Here is a 15,799-nt window from a genome sequence, read left to right on the forward strand (position 1 = left end):
CAGGGCGGTGGGTGGTTCACTTCCTCACGGAATCCTCAGGCCCCACGCTAAAGCACTTGCGACAGGAACTGTCGTAACCTCGGGGAGTTGGCCGCGTCGAAGATTTGCCCGGGTACGCCGGACTCGACCACGACTCCGTCGTCCATGAAGGCCACTTGGTCGGCGACCTCGCGGGCGAACCCCATCTCGTGGGTGACCACAACCATCGTCATCCCGGCCTCGGCGAGGTCCGCCATCAACGACAGCACGCCCTTGACGAGTTCGGGATCGAGCGCCGATGTCGCCTCGTCGAACAGCATTACCTCGGGCTGCATCGCCAGCGCCCGCGCGATCGCTACCCGTTGCTGCTGACCGCCGGACAGGTTCCCGGGCCGCGCTCCGGCCTTGTGCGCAAGGCCGACCAACTCGAGCTGCGCGCGAGCCGCGGACTGTGCTGCTTCGGCGTCGAGCTTCTTGATCTTGCGCAGCGGGAGCGTGATGTTGTCGAGCACGCTCTTGTGCGGGAACAGGTTGAAGTGCTGGAACACCATGCCGATGCGCCGCCGCAGTACGTCGGCATCGCCCCGCAGTACCGACTCGCCACCGAGCTTCACGTCACCCGCATCCGGCTCGAGCAGCCGGTTGATCGCCCGCAGCAGCGTCGACTTCCCGGAGCCCGACGGGCCGATCACGCACGCGGTCTGCCCGGCCGGTACGACGAGATCGACGCCGCGCAGCACCTTGTTGCTGCCGAAGGCGAGCTCGACACCGCTCACCTCCAGGCTGGCTGCTTCAACGGTTCGCATGCGCGAGCTCCTCCAGTTCGACATCCTCCGACTCGACCGGTCGCCCTTCTCGCATCCGCTTGTCGAAGTGGTTCACCAAGTGCGTCAGCGGGACCGTGATCACGAGGTAGAAGATGCCGGCGACCAGCAATGGGGACAGGTTGCCGTTGGTCGCGGCCGCGTCCTGCCCGATCCGGAACAGTTCGCGCTGACTCGCCAGCAGGCCCAGGAAGTAGACCAGGCTCGACTCCTTCACGAGCGCGATGAACTGGTTCACCAGCGCCGGCAACACCCGCCGTACCCCTTGTGGGATGACGACCAGCCGCATGCCGCTCGAATAACTGAAGCCGAGCGCACGGGCGGCCTCGAGCTGACCCTTCTCGACGCTCTGGATGCCGGAACGGAAGATCTCGCCGATGTACGCGGCGGCGATCAGCGACAGCGCGAGGATGCCGAGCGGATACGGGTTCGGGCCCCACCAGTGCCGGGTGATCGGGGACAGGCCCTGGCCGATCAGCAGGATGGTCAGGATCGCAGGCAGGCCGCGGAAGATGTCGGTGTAGATCTTCGCCGGCCAGCGCAGCCAGCGCTTGCCGGACAGGGCGAGGACCGCCACGATCATGCCGAGCAGAGTGCCCAGCACGACCGAGGCGGCCGCCAGGATCAGGGTGTTGACCAGTCCCACCTTGAGCATCTCGGGCAGGACCGCCCTCATCGACTCCCAGTCGAGGAAGGTGTCACTCAGGGTGGACCAGATGTCCATCAGGCTTTGGGAGCCGTGAACTTGACCGATCCGCTGCCCGGCTTGAAGTTCGCCGGTACGGCGCGACCCGGGTAGTACTGCTCGACCAGCTTGGTCCAGGTACCGTCGGCGATCACCTCGTCGAGCGCCTTGTTCACGGCCTCGCGGAGCTTGTCGTTGCTCTTCGCCACCGCGAACGCCATCGGCGCGTCGCTGAGCTCCTTCGCGGCCAGGATCACCGTGCCGCCGCCCTGCTCCTTCGCCATCTTCTCGCCGATCTCGGCCGGGCTCACCCACGCGTCCGCCGTACCGGCCTTGAGCTGGCCGAGCGCGGCGTTGTAGTTCGGGACGCGGACCGGGTTCAGGTTCTTGCCGGTGGCGTAGTCGTCCTGGACGGTGCCCTGGACGACGACCACTCGCTTGCCGGTGAGCTGGTCGAACGACGTGATACCGGAGGTCTTGGTGGTGTTCAGGCCGAGGTAGCCGAAGTCGTACCCGTTGCTGAACGCAACCGTCTTCTTACGGGCCTCGGTGACCGTGATCGACGAGCTGCCGAGATCGAACTGGCCGCCGTTCACCTGCGACAACAGCGCGGAGAAGTCGGTCCCGACGAACTCCGGCTTCAGGTTCAGCTTCGCCGCGACCGCGGTGATCAGGTCGTTGTCGAAACCGGTGAACTTCCCGTCCTTCACGTACACGTTGGGCGGCGCGTCGGTCAGGGTCCCGATCCGCAGCGTCCCCGCCGTCATCAGCCCAAGATCCTGGCCGCCCGCCGCGGATTTGTCCTCATTGCTGCCACAGGCAACCATCGCGCTCGCCAAGGTGATGGCCCCGACCACTGCGACAACCCGCCGAAAAGCGCCGAACGCGCGCACAACTGTCTCCTCACAACGTCAACGAAGGCAGGACGGTTCGCCCCTGCCGCAGCAAGCCAACACCAGCCGCGCGAGGTGCATTCCGTTCTGACGAAGCGTGAGACAGCGCCGAATGTCTACTCAGGCTGTGCTATATCAGCCGTGGTGCTTCCGGTAGTGCGCCAGTGCATCTGCTGTCCGGCCGGTGCCGTAGGCAAGTAGTAGCTCGGCGATCGCCGGTGAGTCCACGGCCACCGCCGCCTGCTGGATCTCCTCGGCCGAAGCGACGGCCCGGAACAGGTCCTGGATCTCTCGTACGACGCTGCGCGGGGAGGGGGACGGGGGCAGCTCGCTGGGGTACGTCGTGGGGTGCAGGAATCGTTCCGGCGGAAGGGTGGCCGGACTGGTGGGATGTCCGGCCGGGGCTGATCGCGCCAGGTGTGCTGTGGTCGGCCGGGTGTAGGCGCCGGTCGCAGCGCGGATCCCGTCCAGCTCGTGGGCGACGTGCTCGGGCTCGATCCCGCCCGACACGGCCAGGTCGGTGAGCTCGGACACGGCTCGCAGGCGGGCCACGGATCGGGACCGGGAACCCGCCTCGCGGGGGCGGTGAACACGAAATAGCTTGTTCAGCGTCCCCGGCGGGTGGCAGTTGGGTGCGGGAGCGGTTCACGATGTGACCTGGGTCGTGGTGTGGGTTGCGGGGAGGGGCATACTTGAGGCACGAGTGAACCCACTCGTGTGCTCCGGGGTCGGTGTAATTCCGAGCCGGCGGTAACAGTCCGCGACCCGGTCGCTGCGGTTTGGCGATCGGTTGACCTGGTGGAATTCCAGGACCGACGGTGAAAGTCCGGATGGGAGGCGCACGCGGTCGGCGGGTGTGCTCTGGCGCCCGACGGCGCGGAGCGTGGACTGCACAGCCCACGCGACGCGGCGGCGAGAGGTCCGGTAACGGACCGCGAGACCGGACGAATGGTCCGGTGAGGGCGACGGAGCAGACGTGCCGATCGAGGCCCCGGAGTGCGTCCGTGACGACGAGGGGCCCGAGTAGTGAACGACGCGTCGCCGATCGACATCGCCTGGATGCGGCGTGCTGTCGAGTTGGCTGCGAGAGGTATCGGCAGCACCCATCCGAATCCGGTGGTCGGCTGCGTGATCACCGGCCGCGACGGGCACCCGGTGGGCGAGGGTTTCCATGCCGTTGCCGGCGGTCCGCATGCCGAGGTCGAGGCGCTCCGGATGGCCGGTGCACGAGCCCGCGGCGGTACGGCGTACGTCACGCTCGAGCCGTGCAACCACACCGGCCGGACCGGTCCGTGCGCGGACGCGCTGATCGAGGCCGAGGTCGCGCGCGTCGTGTACGCCGTACCCGATCCGAACCGGACCGCATCCGGTGGCGCCGAGAAGCTGCGGAACAAGAACATCGACGTCGTGCAGGACGTCCTGCAGACCGAGGCCGAGGCGGTCAACCAGGTCTGGCTGCACAGCGTCCGGACGGGTCGGCCGTTCGTCACCTGGAAGTTCGCGACCACGCTCGACGGGCGCTCCGCGGCGCCGGACCGGACCAGTAAGTGGATCACCGGCCCGATCGCGCGCGCTGACGTCCACCGGCTGCGGGCCGAGTGCGATGCGATTGCCGTCGGCACCCAGACGGTGCTGGACGACGACCCCGAGCTGACGGTTCGCGACGAGTACGACGTACCCGCGGCGCGGCAGCCGTTGCGGGTGGTCGTCGGCGACCGTGAGATCCCATCCACCGCGCGGGTCCGCAACGACCGCGCGGAGACGTTGCTGCTGCCGACCCACGATCCCGCCGAGGTGCTCCGGCAACTGGACGACCGGCAGATCCGGCACCTCTGGCTCGAAGGCGGCCCGACACTGGCCGCCGCGTTCCTGCGCGCCGGTCTGGTCGACCAGATCGTCGCGTACGTCGCCCCGGCCGTGCTCGGTTCCGGGTACGCCGCGGTCGGCGACCTCGGCGCGGAATCGATCGACCACCTGCGGCGGTTCAAGCTAGCGGACGTCACCCGCCTGGGCGACGACGTCCGGCTGACCCTGGTTCCTCTGGGAGGAAAGTAGATGTTCACCGGCATCATCGAAGAACTCGGCACCGTCGAGTCCCTGGACCTGCTCGACGGCGACGCCGCGCGGCTCACCATCCGCGGGCCGAAGGTGACCGAGGACGCCGACCACGGCGACTCGATCTCGGTCAACGGCTGTTGCCTGACGGTCGTGGAGTACGGCGGCGGCGCGTTCACCGCGGACGTGATGCGCGAGACGCTGCAGCGGACCAGCCTCGGCGGTCTGCAGAAGGGCTCCGCGGTCAACCTCGAGCGGGCCGTCGCCGCGCACGAGCGGCTCGGCGGGCACATCGTCCAGGGCCACGTCGACGGCACCGGCACGATCGCCGCCCGTACGCCGGGGGAGCACTGGGAGGACGTCCGGATCGCGACGGCCCCGGAGATCCTCAAGTACGTCGCCGAGAAGGGCTCGATCGCGATCGACGGTGTCTCGCTGACCGTGACGGACGTCGACGACGCGTCCGGGACGTTCGGGGTCAGCCTGATCCCGACGACGCTCGAACTGACCGTGCTGGGCCGGAACACGGTCGGCGACACCGTCAACCTCGAGGTCGACGTGATCGCGAAGTACGTGGAAAGACTTCTTGCCGGAGGCAACGTGAAGGACAACGGAGGCGTGCGGTGAACCCGATCGACTGGTTGTTGCACTCCGAGGTGACGATCGCCGGGTCGCAGGTACTGGTCCGGGAGATCGTCGGCAACGTGTTCGGTCTGGCCAGCGCACTGTTCGGCATGCGCCGGCTGGTGTCGGCGTGGCCGGTCGGCATCGTCGGCAACGTCCTGCTGTTCACGGTTTTCGTCGGCGGGATCTTCGACACCCCGCAGAACAAGGACCTCTGGGGCCAGGCCGGCCGCCAGGTGTTCTTCGCGATCGTCAGCCTGTACGGGTGGTACCGCTGGTACCAGACCCGCCACGGCGGCGCCGCCACGGGCGTCCAGCCGCGCTGGGCGACCGCGCGCGAGCGGATCGAGCTCGGCGGCATCGCGGTGATCCTGTACGCGATCTCGTACTTCGTTCTGCGTGAGCTCGGATCGTGGGGCCCGCAGTGGGACGCGTGGATCCTCACCGGGTCGATCCTGGCGACGTACGGGATGGCCCGTGGTTTCGTCGAGTTCTGGCTGATCTGGATCGCCGTCGACGTGGTCGGCGTACCGCTGCTGGTGCAGGCGAAGTTCTACCCGTCGGCGACGATGTACATCGTGTACGGGCTGTTCTGCGTGATCGGGTTCGCGTCCTGGTGGAAGATCCAGAACCGGGAGCGGGCCGGGACGCCTGAGGCAGTGGTGGTGGGTTGAGATGGGTGACGTGCTGAAGCTCGACACGATCGAGCATGCGATCGACGAGATCCGCGCCGGCCGGCCGGTGATCGTGGTCGACGACGAGGACCGTGAGAACGAGGGCGACCTGATCTTCGCCGCGTCCAAGGCGACGCCGGAGCTGCTGGCGTTCCTGATCCGATACAGCTCCGGTGTGGTGTGCGTGCCGATGGAGGGCGCCGAGCTCGACCGGCTCGGGATCCCGTTGATGACGCCGCACAACCGGGAGCGGATGCGGACGGCGTACACGATCTCCGTCGACGCGCGGGACGGGATCTCCACCGGGATCTCGGCCGCCGACCGGGCGCGGACGATCCGGGTGCTGACCGATTCGGCCTCGGAGTCGTACGACCTGGTGCAGCCGGGGCACGTGTTCCCGTTGCGCGGTCGCGAGGGCGGCGTACTGGTCCGCCCCGGTCATACCGAGGCCTCGATCGACCTGGCGCGGATGGCCGGGCTGACGCCGGCCGCGGTGATCTCGGAGCTGGTCAACGACGACGGGACGATGAAGCGCGGGCACGACCTGCGGACGTTCGCGGACGAGCACGGGCTGGTCCTGGTGTCGATCGACGACCTGATCCGGTACCGGCGCCGTACCGAGTCCCTGATCCAGCGGGTCGCGACGACGACGCTGCCGACGCAGTACGGCGATTTCGTTGCCCACGGCTACCGCAACACGGTGGACGGGTCGGAGCAGCTCGCACTGGTGCGCGGCTCGTTGGGTGATGGGCCGACGCTGGTGCGGTTGCACTCGGAGTGCCTGACAGGCGACGTGTTCGGGTCGCTGCGCTGCGACTGCGGGCCGCAGCTGGACGAGGCGATGCGGCAGGTCGCGGCCGAGGGCGGTGTCGTGGTGTACCTGCGCGGACATGAGGGGCGCGGGATCGGGCTGTTGCACAAGCTGCAGGCGTACGAGCTGCAGGACGCCGGCCGGGACACCGTGGACGCGAACCTGGATCTCGGATTGCCGGCGGATGCGCGCGACTACGGGACCGGTGCGCAGATCCTGGCCGACTTGGGCGTCAAGGAAGTGCGGCTGATGACCAACAACCCCGACAAGCTGGCGGGCGTGCAGGGGTACGGCATCGACGTGGTCGAGCGTCGCGGGATCTCCATCGACCCGACCGAGCACAACCTGCGGTACCTGCGCACCAAACGCGATCGCATGGGCCACCACCTGCCGGGCGGCCTGCTGACCGAAGAGAACGGAGCTGGCTGATGTCGGGCAGTGGAGCACCCACCATCGAGGTACCCCGCGTGGAAGACGCCCGGGTCGCGATCGTCGCCGCCCAATGGCACCCGAAGGTCACCGACGGCCTGCTCGCCGGCGCCCTCCGCGCGCTGGAGGACTCCGGCGTCACCGACCACACCGTCATCCGCGTTCCCGGCTCGTTCGAGCTTCCTGTTGCGTCGCTGCACGCCGCCAAGTCCGGGTACGACGCGGTGGTCGCCCTCGGCGTGGTGATCCGGGGCGATACTCCCCACTTCGAGTACGTCTGCCAGGCGGCGACAGAAGGCCTCATGCAGGTCGGCGTCACGACCGGCGTCCCCATCGGCTTCGGCGTACTCACCTGCGACAACGACCCCCAAGCCCTGGACCGAGCCGGCCTCCCCGACAGCCGAGAAGACAAAGGCTACGAAGCAACCCAAGCAGCCCTGTCGACCCTGGCCGCCGTCCGCCAACTGGGCTAACCTACGCGGTCGCTCTGCCCACCGAACAGGTCGCCGGAGCAACGGGTTGGACGCGTACGGCGGCGCACACCGGCGGAGGTCGCCGTACTGACCTCAGCCGACGAACGCGATCGCGTTGCCGTCCGGGTCACGCACGATGAAGTCGGTGCCGCCCCACGCCTGTTTGGTCAGCTTCTGCACGATCTCGGCGTCAGCAGCCAGATATTCCGTGTACAGCTCGCGGACGTTCGGCATATCGACGAACGCCATGATGAGCCCTTCTCGTTCCGCGGCACCGGCCGCGAACACCGGCTCATGGACGAACTTCAGGTGCAAGGTCGCGCCGTCGCGCGACACCGATCCGTAGAACGGCGGGTTGCCGTGCAAGAAGTCGATCCGGAAGCCGAGCTGGTCCCGATAGAACGTGGCCGCGGCATCGACGTCGGCGACGTACAGCACCGGTGTGGCACTCGCGAGTGCCGTGTCCTGAGTCTCCAGCTGCTCGCCGGCCGGCGGGGCCGCCTCCGTGCTCGCCTTGAGTTCGGCCCAGCTGGCGCAGCCCGCTTCGAGGGCGATGATCTCTTGGGCCTCGGTAAGGGGAAACTTCAGCGCGAGTGCTTCGCGGTCGGACAACGTGCGATAGCGCGCGAGCTGCCGGATGCGACCGCCGATCGAGAAGTTTCCCGCGCGGTGCCAGCGAACGAGCAGTTTCGCCTGTTTCTTGTAGGTTTCGAGCTTGGGCATGGCGCTCCCTCTTCGGTCTTGAAGTAGGTGGGCCTAGCCCTTTCGGCTTGCTGTGCCGTTGCGCCCTACGACCGGGATGAACCCGCGCCTGCGGCGTCGAGATTACCACAGCGAACTAGTCGGTGCGGGTGTGTTCCATTAGCCAGTTGGTGGTCCAGGTTTTGCCGTTGTCGGTGGAGAAGGCTTGTTCCCAGGCGGCTTTGTCGGTGCCGGGGGTCCAGAGGAAGCGGACGTCTATGGGCTGGCCGTCCCATTCGTCGGGGCCTTCGAAGGTGCCGGTGCCGTCTGTGAAGGCGCCGATGACGGGGGTTTCGAGGCGGCCGCGTTGGCTGTTGATCCAGTGGATGGACCACGTCTTCGCGGAAGGGTCGTAGAGGCGGAAGGTCGCGCCGCGGAACCCTTCGCTCGGGAACCAGCCTTCGTCGAAGCTGATCGCACCGTCGAAGTACGTGGTGGCTTCCATCATCGCGTCGTGCTCGTACCACTCGAACGGCTCTCCGAGCACCGGACGCCGCCGCCGGTTGTGGAACGACCACCGCCCGACCAGGAAGTCGAAGTCATCGGTGAGCTTCGGTACGTCGAGAGCGGGCGGCGGAGTGTGCCGCCGGGTGAAGTCCATGGTCCAGTTGGTCTCCCAGGTCTCGCCGCCGTCGTTCGAGTACGCCTGCTCCCAGTGCGCGGTCTCCTCGGTGATGTCGGACCACTCGTAGCTGCACAGGATCGGCCGCCCCTCGTGCGTGTCCTCGCCAACCAGACGGCACCGTGAACCGTCCGCGGTCCAGCCGCCGTGCACCGGCGGGTACAGCTGCATCGTGGTGCTGCTGACCCACCAGATGCTCCACTGCTCGCTCACCGGGTCGAACAGGCGCAGCGACAGCCCGTACGACCCCTTCGTCGGGAACCGCATCTCGTCGATGCTGATCTGCCCGTCGAAGTACGTGCGCGCGGTCGTCGTTCCGTCGTACTCGAGCCATTCGTCGCAACCGGCGAAGGCCTGTTTCAGGGTCCGGTGGTGGACGTCGAAGTACCCGCTGAGGAAGTCGAAGTCGCCGGTCACCTTGCTCCAAGTCGTCATACCGCCCAGCTTGCGAGAGAAACCTGACAACCGCTGGCAGTGTTTGCGACTAACCTCGGAGCATGCGTTCGAGCCGGCTGTTGTCGATCCTGCTGTTGCTGCAAACGCGCCGGCGGCTGACCGCGCGTGAGCTCGCCGACGAGCTCGAGGTGTCGCTGCGGACGATCTACCGCGATGTCGAGGCGCTCGCCGCGGCTGGGGTTCCGGTGTACGCCGACCAAGGCCGAGCAGGCGGGTACCGCCTGGTCGAGGGCTACCGCACCCGCCTCACCGGCCTCACCGAACAGGAGGCAGCCGCCCTGTTCCTCGTCGGCATGCCGGGCGCCGCCGCCGCGCTCGGGCTGACCGCGGAGACGAGCGCGGCCGAACTCAAACTGCTAGCAGCGCTAGCGCCCGATCAGCGGGACCGCGCCGGCCGGCTGAAGAACCGCTTCCACCTCGACCTCCCCGCCTGGTACCAGGACGCCGAGGCCTCACCACAGCTCTCCGCCGTCGCCGACGCCGTACTCCACGACCGCCGCGTCAAGGTCCTGTACCGCCGCTGGGAGGAACCACGCGAAGTCGAGCGCGTCCTGGAACCGTACGGACTCGTACTCAAGAACGGCAGCTGGTACGTCGTGGCGTCCACGCCTGGCGGCATGCGCACGTACCGCGTCTCCAACATCCTCGAACTGACACCGACCGACGAGGTGTTCGAGCGGGCCGACGGATTCGAGCTACAGCAGTTCTGGCAGCAGCACTTGGACGGCTTCGACCAGGTCCGCTTCACCGCGGAGGCCGTCGTCCGCGTGTCCGCACGGTTGGCCGCGAAGATGTACGACGTCTCGTACCCGGCTCTCGTGAAAGCCGTCGCCGCCGCTGAACCTGAGGCCGACGGGAGTGTGGTGGTGACGATCCCGATCGAGTCGATCCCGAACGCGGCCGCCTCCCTCTGCCGGTTCGGGGACGCGGTCGAGGTCCTGGAGCCTGTGGAGTTGCGTTCTGAGTTGGCGAACCTCGGCCGCACGCTGTCCGACCTCTACTCCTGAGCCAGCTGGTCGTTGGCCGTCTCGCCGGCCTTGGCGCTTCGGCGGAGGAACGTGGCGATCACGTCGAGTTCGGCCTCGGTGTAGTCGGCCAGTACGTCGTCCATCGCGCCGATCATCGGCTGGTACAGCCGGAACACCTCCATCCCACGATCCGGCAGGACGCGGATGGTGACACTGCGGCGGTCCGCCCGGGCGCGGTCGCGCGCGATCCAGCCGGCGTGTTCGAGCCGGTCGAGGATGCCGGTCAGCGTCGCCGGGTGCAGTCCGGCCCGACGGGCCAGGGCGCTCGGCGTCAGCGGGCCGCTCCGGGCGAGTACGTCGAGGCAGTCGAGGTCGACGTCCTTGAGCGCCAGCTTGCCCCCGATCTGGTGGTTGAGCAGGACGAGCTGGATCCGCAGGTCGCGGAGCGCGGCCTTGATCTCGTTCCCGGTCCGCCGGCGGTGGCGCACGTCACCTCCCTTGTATCTGTTCGATATCTTATGAGTTCCATACTATATGAGTTACAGAATAGGTCTAGGAGGCGGTCGGGATGAGGATCACGGTGTTCGGGGCGACGGGCGGGATCGGCGGTCACGTCGTACAGCAGGCGCTCGCCGCGGGTCACAAGGTGACAGCAGTTGTGCGTACGTCGTCGACGTACGAGCTGGAACATCCGGCGCTGGAGGTGATTCGGGTGCCCGGCCTGTCTGAGGCGGAGCCGCTGCGGGACGCGGTGGACGGGAGCGAGGCGGTGATCTCGGGAGTGGGGGCCCGCGGGCGGAAGGACGGGCCAGTTGCGTCCGAGAGCACGCGGTCCATGCTCGCGGCGATGGAGGTCGCTGGGGTACGGCGCTTTGTCGCGGTGAGTGCCGCGCCGCTCGGGCCGATGCCGGACGACGAGGGTTTTCTCAATCGGCGGCTGCTCTATCCGATGATCAACGCGTTCGCGGCCGACGTGTACGCCGATCTGCGGGTGATGGAGGCGGAGATCAGGAGCAGTACGACGGAGTGGACGATCGTGCGGCCGCCGAAACTCACGAACCGGGCGCTCACCGGCACCTACCGCACGGTCGTCGGCGGCACCGTGGCCCGCGGCTACACAATCTCCCGCGCAGACGTCGCCCACCTGATGCTAGCGGTGCTAGATCTGCCAGAGACGGTGTGCCAGCCGGTCGGAATGGCGTACTGATGGCGCGGGTTGTTCGTGGAGTGAGTCTGTTGTTCAGTGGGGTGTTTGCTGGATTCTTGGTGTGTGTGATGGTGCTGGAGAATTCGTTGCGGGGGTTCGGGGCTTCGGTCTACACGCAGGTTCGGCTGGTCGAGTTGGACTCGCTGGACACGCTTGCCTCGGTGACGTTGATTCCGGCGATCATCACTACGGTGGTCCTGGCGATCCGGGCCCGGGGCAACGATCGGCGGGTGGTGCTGGTGGCGGTCGCGCTGCTCGTCGTGGTCTTCGCGACGACGCTCGCGATCAACCTGCCGATCAACTCGGACCAGTCGTCATGGTCGGTACAGAACCCGCCTGCCGACTGGGCCGCCGTACGCGATCGCTGGCAGTTCGCCCACCTGATCCGCACAGCGGCCGCCCTACTCGCCTTCGGCACACTCATCGGATCCACAGTCACCCAGCGAGCCCCAAACCACACCCGACCCACGCCCGTACACGCGTAGCCCCCCGGCCCGCGCTCGTACTCGCGTGCCCCGCACCCCGCCCACGCCTGTACTCGCGTGCCCCGGCACCTCGCCCGCGCCTGCACTCGCGTAGCCCCGCACCCCGCCACGCGGAGCCGGCCCGATCAACTTTGAGCACCCACCAACCATTCCGGGGGCGCGAAAACGGTTGGTGGGTGCTCAAAGTTGGTGCGGGGTGCTCAAAGAGGCTTTGGGTGGGGCGCGAGGAGGTGGTGGGGTACGGCGTGGGCGGTGTGGTTCTGGTGGCCGGTGGTGGTGTGGGCCATGGTGAGGGAGTTGAGGAGGGCCTCCTCGACGGACTCGGTGACTGCTTGGAAGGGTGTGCGGAGGAGGTTGCGGTCGGGGAAGTTCGGCGTACGGGCGGTGGTGAAGGCGATCGCGTAGTCGCCGCTGCCGGGGGCGTAGTCGGAGCCGACTCGGCCCATCGCGAAGATCGCCCGGCGCGCGAGCCGGCCGAGTTGCCGGGAGTCGAGCGGGAGGTCGGTCGCGACCACGATCATGCAGGAGTTGCCGTCCGCATCGATCGGCTGGGCGGGGACCGCGCGCCCGAGTACGGTCAGCAGGCCGGAAAAGTTCGCCTGCACCAGTACGCCGACCGTGTGCTCGGCGGACGCTGCAGCGCCGAGGGTATGTTCGGCGGGCTGTGCAGCGCCGGCGGTGTGTTCGGCGGGTCGTGCCGCGCCGGCGGTGTGTTCGGTGGGCTGTGCGGCGCCGAGGGTGTGTTCGGTAGGTCGTGCGGCGGCGACGGTGGGTTCGGCGGGCCCTGCGGCGTGGGTGGGGTCCGCCGGGACGGTGCGCGATGCTGTGCCGATTCCTGCTTTGAAACCTAGTGCGCAGGTGCCGGTGCCGGCTCCTGTGCAGCCTTCGGCGGGGAGGTCGGGGGAGGCGGTGTCCAGGGCGGCGTGGACGTGTTCGGGGGTGATCGGGCGGCGGCGGATGTCGGAGAGGTGGCCGTCGTTGGTTTCGCCGACGATCGGGTTCAGGCTGGTCGCTCGCGGGTTGCGGTCGAGGAGCCAGGTGAGCAGCGCGTCGGCGACGCGGAACGTGCTGAGCGTCCCGGTGAGCAGGATCGGCGTCTCGAGCACCCCGAGCTCATCCACCTGTGTACTCCCCACCAGCTTCCCGTACCCGTTGCCAACAGCAACCGCAGCCGGCAACGTCTCCGCCCAGCCGTCCGGGACGATCGCCGTCACCCCGGTGTTCAGCCCGTCGCCGGTGATCGTCGTCTGTCCGACCCGCACCCCCGGTACGTCGGTGATCGCGTTGAGCCGTCCCGTCGCCAGAGTCCCGACAACAACACCCAACTCACGAACCCTCCGAGGCCTCTGCATACGCCCATCATCAGCCACCCTCCGCACGAGCCGCACGCAGTTCTCGTCAGCGCGCTCCCGGGAACGCAGGCGACAATCGGCGCCGCTCCGAGAGATTCGCCGGTAGCTGTGATCGGCGCCCGCTGCGGACATCTCGCAGGCGGCAGCGGTCGGGGACCCACGGGGGATTTATTGTCGGCGGTATGTTGCAGCGGTTGAGTGGGCGGGTTTGGATTTACCCTCACGACCCGGATCCCGACGCGATTCGTCCGTCTGTTGCTGTGATTGCTGATGATCGCGGCAGTGTGGTCGTTGACGCCGGCAACAGCCCTGAGCATGCAAAAGCCGTGGGTACGGCGATTGCAGCCGCCGGACTGCCTGCGCCGAAGTGGCTTGTCTACACGCACCACCATTGGGATCACACCTGGGGCGCCTGCGCCTGGCCCGACGTCACCGTGGTCGCCCACTCCGCAGCCGTCGACCTCCTCGCGATCGAGTCCACCAGACCTTGGAGCCACCGCTACCTTCACGACCAGGTCGAGGCCAACCCGAAGCTCGCCCCCAGCTTCCGCGCTCGCGCCCTCGCCGTGCCGGACTGGACCGACTTCCGGATCGTCCTCCCGGATCAGACCTTCGACGACACCCTCACCCTCCCGACCGACGTTGTACTGCGGCACGTCGGCGGAAACCACGCCCCGGACTCCACCATCGTCCTCGCCGACGGTGTCGCCCTGCTCGGCGACGCGTTCTACCCGCCCCCGTACCACCTCCGCACCCCCGACGACACCCTCGACTACGCGATGGTCAAGCGGCTCCTGTCCGAGCGCCACGACTGGTACGTCGACGCCCACTCAGCTCCCCGCAGCAGGTCAGCCGCGCTCGCGGAAACTGGGGCCTAACGGAGAGCGGTCGCCGACGAACCACAGGTGTCCGAACGGGTCCAGGAACGACCCCTGCCGATGTGTCCCCCACGGCACCGTGTGGTCGCGGACCGGGTCGAAACTCCCGTCCGCGCCCGCCTCGACGGCTCGCTGGACGAAGCCGTCCGGATCGTCCACGAACACCTCGATCCGGACGGTCGGGGCACCGGTGTCGGCCGGCGTTTTCCAGATGTTGTTCCCCGGTTCGCCGAGGAACACCGGGGCGCCGTCGACGCTCAACCCGATCACGCTGCCGAGGTTCCAGAGCTCGACCGCTCCGAGCGCCTCGGCGTACCAGGCTGCGGCCGCCGGTGCGTCCGGCACGGCAAGCATCACGGAGATCTGTGCGAATCCGTTCATGTCTCCAGTAACCCACGGACGGGCCGCGAAGAGGTCCGATCGGCGGACCTGGGGAAGGAGTTCGCGGACGAGACCCGTAGGCTGGGCGGGCGATGAAGAGTTTTGAGGAGCTGTTTGCCGAGCTGGGTGAGAAGGCGGCGACACGGCCGGAAGGTTCCGGGACCGTGGCGGCGCTGGACGCCGGTGTGCACTCGATCGGTAAGAAGCTGGTCGAAGAGGCCGCCGAGTCCTGGATGGCCGCCGAGTACGAGGGCAAGGACCGGGCCGCGGAGGAGCTGTCACAGCTCTTCTACCACGCCCAGGTGATGATGCACGCGCTCGGCCTGGACCTCGAGGACGTGTACCGACATCTGTAGGAGTCCCTCCCACAGATCACCGGTTCACACCCCCAGAAAGGGCAGTCGCCATGCTGCGCGTCGCAGTACCGAACAAGGGCTCGCTCAGCGAAGCCGCTACCGAGATGCTCGTCGAAGCCGGCTACAAGCAGCGCCGGACCACGAAGGACCTCACGCTCACGGACACGGCCAACGAGGTCGAGTTCTACTACCTCCGCCCGCGTGACATCGCCGTGTACGTCGGCGAGGGCACGCTCGACGTCGGGATCTCCGGCCGTGACCTGGTGCTGGACTCGCACGCGGACGCGGACGTGATCATGGGCCTCGGGTTCGGCTCGTCAACGTTCCGGTTCGCCGGGCGGCCCGGGGCGGCGGACTCCGTGAAGGACCTCGCCGGGAAGCGGATCGCCACGTCGTACGCCGGCGTACTGCAGGACCACCTGGCCGAGAACGGTGTCGACGCGGCGGTCGTGCGCCTGGACGGTGCCGTGGAGTCGGCCGTCCAGCTGGGTGTCGCGGACGTGATCGCGGATGTCGTCGAGACCGGTACGACGCTGCGCCAGGCCGGGCTCGAGGTGTTCGGGGAGCCGATCCTGCAGTCCGAGGCGGTACTGATCAAGCGGCACGGTGTCGAGCACCCGGCGAACGGCCTGCAGCAGCTGGTCCGCCGGCTCGAGGGCGTCCTGATCGCGCGGAACTACGTGATGATGGACTACGACATCCGCGCCGAGGACGTCGACGCGGCCACCGCGGTCGCGCCCGGATTGGAGTCGCCGACCGTGTCCCCGCTGCACCGGCAGGGCTGGGTCGCGGTTCGCGTCATGGTCCAGCGTGCCGAGGCGCAGCGTCTGATGGATCAGCTCTGGGACGTCGGCGCCCGCGCGATCCTCACCACCGACATCCACGCCTGCCGGATCTGAGGCACTC

General features: G+C 68.0%; 20 protein-coding genes and 1 riboswitch. Of the genes, 11 read left to right on the forward strand and 9 right to left on the reverse strand.

Annotated elements, in window-relative coordinates; genetic code table 11:
• Positions 1-47: 47 nt before the first annotated feature.
• The 4 genes from ACWF0M_RS29785 to ACWF0M_RS29800 all read right to left on the reverse strand — a co-directional run bounded on the left by ACWF0M_RS29785 (position 48) and on the right by ACWF0M_RS29800 (position 2,915).
• Complete coding sequence (locus tag ACWF0M_RS29785; RefSeq protein WP_452239034.1) at positions 48-785, reverse strand: amino acid ABC transporter ATP-binding protein; 738 nt, start codon at positions 783-785, stop codon at positions 48-50.
• The gene (locus ACWF0M_RS29790) at positions 772-1,527 is read right to left on the reverse strand and encodes an amino acid ABC transporter permease (protein ID WP_452239035.1); all 756 of its coding nucleotides are present in this window, start codon (positions 1,525-1,527) and stop codon (positions 772-774) included. Before ACWF0M_RS29790 ends, ACWF0M_RS29785 begins: the two co-directional genes overlap by 14 nt.
• Positions 1,527-2,381 carry a substrate-binding periplasmic protein gene (locus ACWF0M_RS29795; RefSeq protein WP_452239036.1) on the reverse strand — a complete coding sequence of 285 codons (855 nt, stop codon included), beginning with the start codon at positions 2,379-2,381 and terminating at the stop codon, positions 1,527-1,529. The genes ACWF0M_RS29790 and ACWF0M_RS29795 overlap by 1 nt, the downstream gene beginning before the upstream one ends.
• 135 nt (positions 2,382-2,516) lie before the next feature.
• Positions 2,517-2,915 carry a hypothetical protein gene (locus ACWF0M_RS29800; protein WP_452239037.1) on the reverse strand — a complete coding sequence of 133 codons (399 nt, stop codon included), beginning with the start codon at positions 2,913-2,915 and terminating at the stop codon, positions 2,517-2,519.
• Between the two features lie 180 nt (positions 2,916-3,095).
• Positions 3,096-3,227, forward strand: a riboswitch (FMN riboswitch).
• A 180-nt stretch (positions 3,228-3,407) separates the two neighbouring features.
• Between ACWF0M_RS29800 and ribD the strand changes: the two genes are divergently transcribed.
• From ribD to ribH, 5 genes are read left to right on the forward strand one after another with little or no spacing between them, the layout of a single operon-like run.
• Positions 3,408-4,436 carry a bifunctional diaminohydroxyphosphoribosylaminopyrimidine deaminase/5-amino-6-(5-phosphoribosylamino)uracil reductase RibD gene (gene ribD, locus ACWF0M_RS29805; protein WP_452239038.1) on the forward strand — a complete coding sequence of 343 codons (1,029 nt, stop codon included), beginning with the start codon at positions 3,408-3,410 and terminating at the stop codon, positions 4,434-4,436.
• The gene (locus tag ACWF0M_RS29810) at positions 4,437-5,063 is read left to right on the forward strand and encodes a riboflavin synthase (protein WP_452239039.1); all 627 of its coding nucleotides are present in this window, start codon (positions 4,437-4,439) and stop codon (positions 5,061-5,063) included.
• Entirely contained in the window at positions 5,060-5,734 is a 675-nt protein-coding gene (pnuC, locus tag ACWF0M_RS29815) for a nicotinamide riboside transporter PnuC (RefSeq protein ID WP_452239040.1), read from the forward strand. The genes ACWF0M_RS29810 and pnuC overlap by 4 nt, the downstream gene beginning before the upstream one ends.
• Position 5,735: 1 nt before the next feature.
• Entirely contained in the window at positions 5,736-6,974 is a 1,239-nt protein-coding gene (locus ACWF0M_RS29820; protein ID WP_452239041.1) for a bifunctional 3,4-dihydroxy-2-butanone-4-phosphate synthase/GTP cyclohydrolase II, read from the forward strand.
• Positions 6,974-7,447: a 6,7-dimethyl-8-ribityllumazine synthase gene (gene ribH, locus ACWF0M_RS29825; protein ID WP_452239042.1), complete on the forward strand. Its 474-nt coding sequence runs from the start codon at positions 6,974-6,976 to the stop codon at positions 7,445-7,447. The genes ACWF0M_RS29820 and ribH overlap by 1 nt, the downstream gene beginning before the upstream one ends.
• A gap of 93 nt (positions 7,448-7,540) precedes the next feature.
• Here the strand turns inward: ribH and ACWF0M_RS29830 are convergent, their stop codons facing one another.
• Both ACWF0M_RS29830 and ACWF0M_RS29835 read right to left on the reverse strand, forming a co-directional pair.
• Positions 7,541-8,170 carry a glyoxalase superfamily protein gene (locus ACWF0M_RS29830; protein WP_452239043.1) on the reverse strand — a complete coding sequence of 210 codons (630 nt, stop codon included), beginning with the start codon at positions 8,168-8,170 and terminating at the stop codon, positions 7,541-7,543.
• A 115-nt stretch (positions 8,171-8,285) separates the two neighbouring features.
• A complete protein-coding gene (locus tag ACWF0M_RS29835) occupies positions 8,286-9,245 on the reverse strand; it encodes a hypothetical protein (RefSeq protein ID WP_452239044.1) in 960 nt (319 codons plus the stop codon).
• 62 nt (positions 9,246-9,307) lie between these two features.
• On the opposite strand from ACWF0M_RS29835, the gene ACWF0M_RS29840 reads away from it, so the two are divergent.
• Positions 9,308-10,273 carry a helix-turn-helix transcriptional regulator gene (locus ACWF0M_RS29840; RefSeq protein ID WP_452239045.1) on the forward strand — a complete coding sequence of 322 codons (966 nt, stop codon included), beginning with the start codon at positions 9,308-9,310 and terminating at the stop codon, positions 10,271-10,273.
• Here the strand turns inward: ACWF0M_RS29840 and ACWF0M_RS29845 are convergent.
• Complete coding sequence (locus ACWF0M_RS29845; RefSeq protein ID WP_452239046.1) at positions 10,264-10,722, reverse strand: MarR family transcriptional regulator; 459 nt, start codon at positions 10,720-10,722, stop codon at positions 10,264-10,266. The genes ACWF0M_RS29840 and ACWF0M_RS29845 overlap by 10 nt on opposite strands.
• A gap of 80 nt (positions 10,723-10,802) precedes the next feature.
• On the opposite strand from ACWF0M_RS29845, the gene ACWF0M_RS29850 reads away from it, so the two are divergent.
• Together ACWF0M_RS29850 and ACWF0M_RS29855 are read left to right on the forward strand one after the other, a co-directional pair.
• The gene (locus ACWF0M_RS29850; protein WP_452239047.1) at positions 10,803-11,441 is read left to right on the forward strand and encodes an NAD(P)-dependent oxidoreductase; all 639 of its coding nucleotides are present in this window, start codon (positions 10,803-10,805) and stop codon (positions 11,439-11,441) included.
• A 68-nt stretch (positions 11,442-11,509) separates the two neighbouring features.
• The gene (locus ACWF0M_RS29855) at positions 11,510-11,926 is read left to right on the forward strand and encodes an anthrone oxygenase family protein (protein ID WP_452239048.1); all 417 of its coding nucleotides are present in this window, start codon (positions 11,510-11,512) and stop codon (positions 11,924-11,926) included.
• Positions 11,927-12,126: 200 nt separating this feature from the next.
• On the opposite strand, the gene ACWF0M_RS29860 is transcribed toward ACWF0M_RS29855, so the two are convergent.
• Positions 12,127-13,251, reverse strand: a complete 1,125-nt coding sequence (locus ACWF0M_RS29860) for a P1 family peptidase (protein WP_452239049.1) — start codon at positions 13,249-13,251, stop codon at positions 12,127-12,129.
• 209 nt (positions 13,252-13,460) lie between these two features.
• Here ACWF0M_RS29860 and ACWF0M_RS29865 point away from each other — a divergent pair, with 209 nt between their 5' ends.
• On the forward strand, positions 13,461-14,156 hold the full coding sequence (locus tag ACWF0M_RS29865; protein WP_452239050.1) for an MBL fold metallo-hydrolase: 696 nt from the start codon (positions 13,461-13,463) through the stop codon (positions 14,154-14,156).
• On the opposite strand, the gene ACWF0M_RS29870 is transcribed toward ACWF0M_RS29865, so the two are convergent.
• Positions 14,127-14,537 carry a VOC family protein gene (locus ACWF0M_RS29870; protein ID WP_452239051.1) on the reverse strand — a complete coding sequence of 137 codons (411 nt, stop codon included), beginning with the start codon at positions 14,535-14,537 and terminating at the stop codon, positions 14,127-14,129. The genes ACWF0M_RS29865 and ACWF0M_RS29870 overlap by 30 nt on opposite strands.
• 92 nt (positions 14,538-14,629) lie before the next feature.
• Here ACWF0M_RS29870 and ACWF0M_RS29875 point away from each other — a divergent pair, with 92 nt between their 5' ends.
• Complete coding sequence (locus ACWF0M_RS29875; protein ID WP_452239052.1) at positions 14,630-14,893, forward strand: phosphoribosyl-ATP diphosphatase; 264 nt, start codon at positions 14,630-14,632, stop codon at positions 14,891-14,893.
• A 50-nt stretch (positions 14,894-14,943) separates the two neighbouring features.
• Positions 14,944-15,792 (forward strand): ATP phosphoribosyltransferase, encoded by an 849-nt coding sequence (gene hisG, locus ACWF0M_RS29880; protein WP_452239053.1) that lies wholly within the window; start codon positions 14,944-14,946, stop codon positions 15,790-15,792.
• Positions 15,793-15,799 lie beyond the last annotated feature (7 nt).

The sequence above is a fragment of the Kribbella sp. NPDC055110 genome (assembly GCF_053607525.1).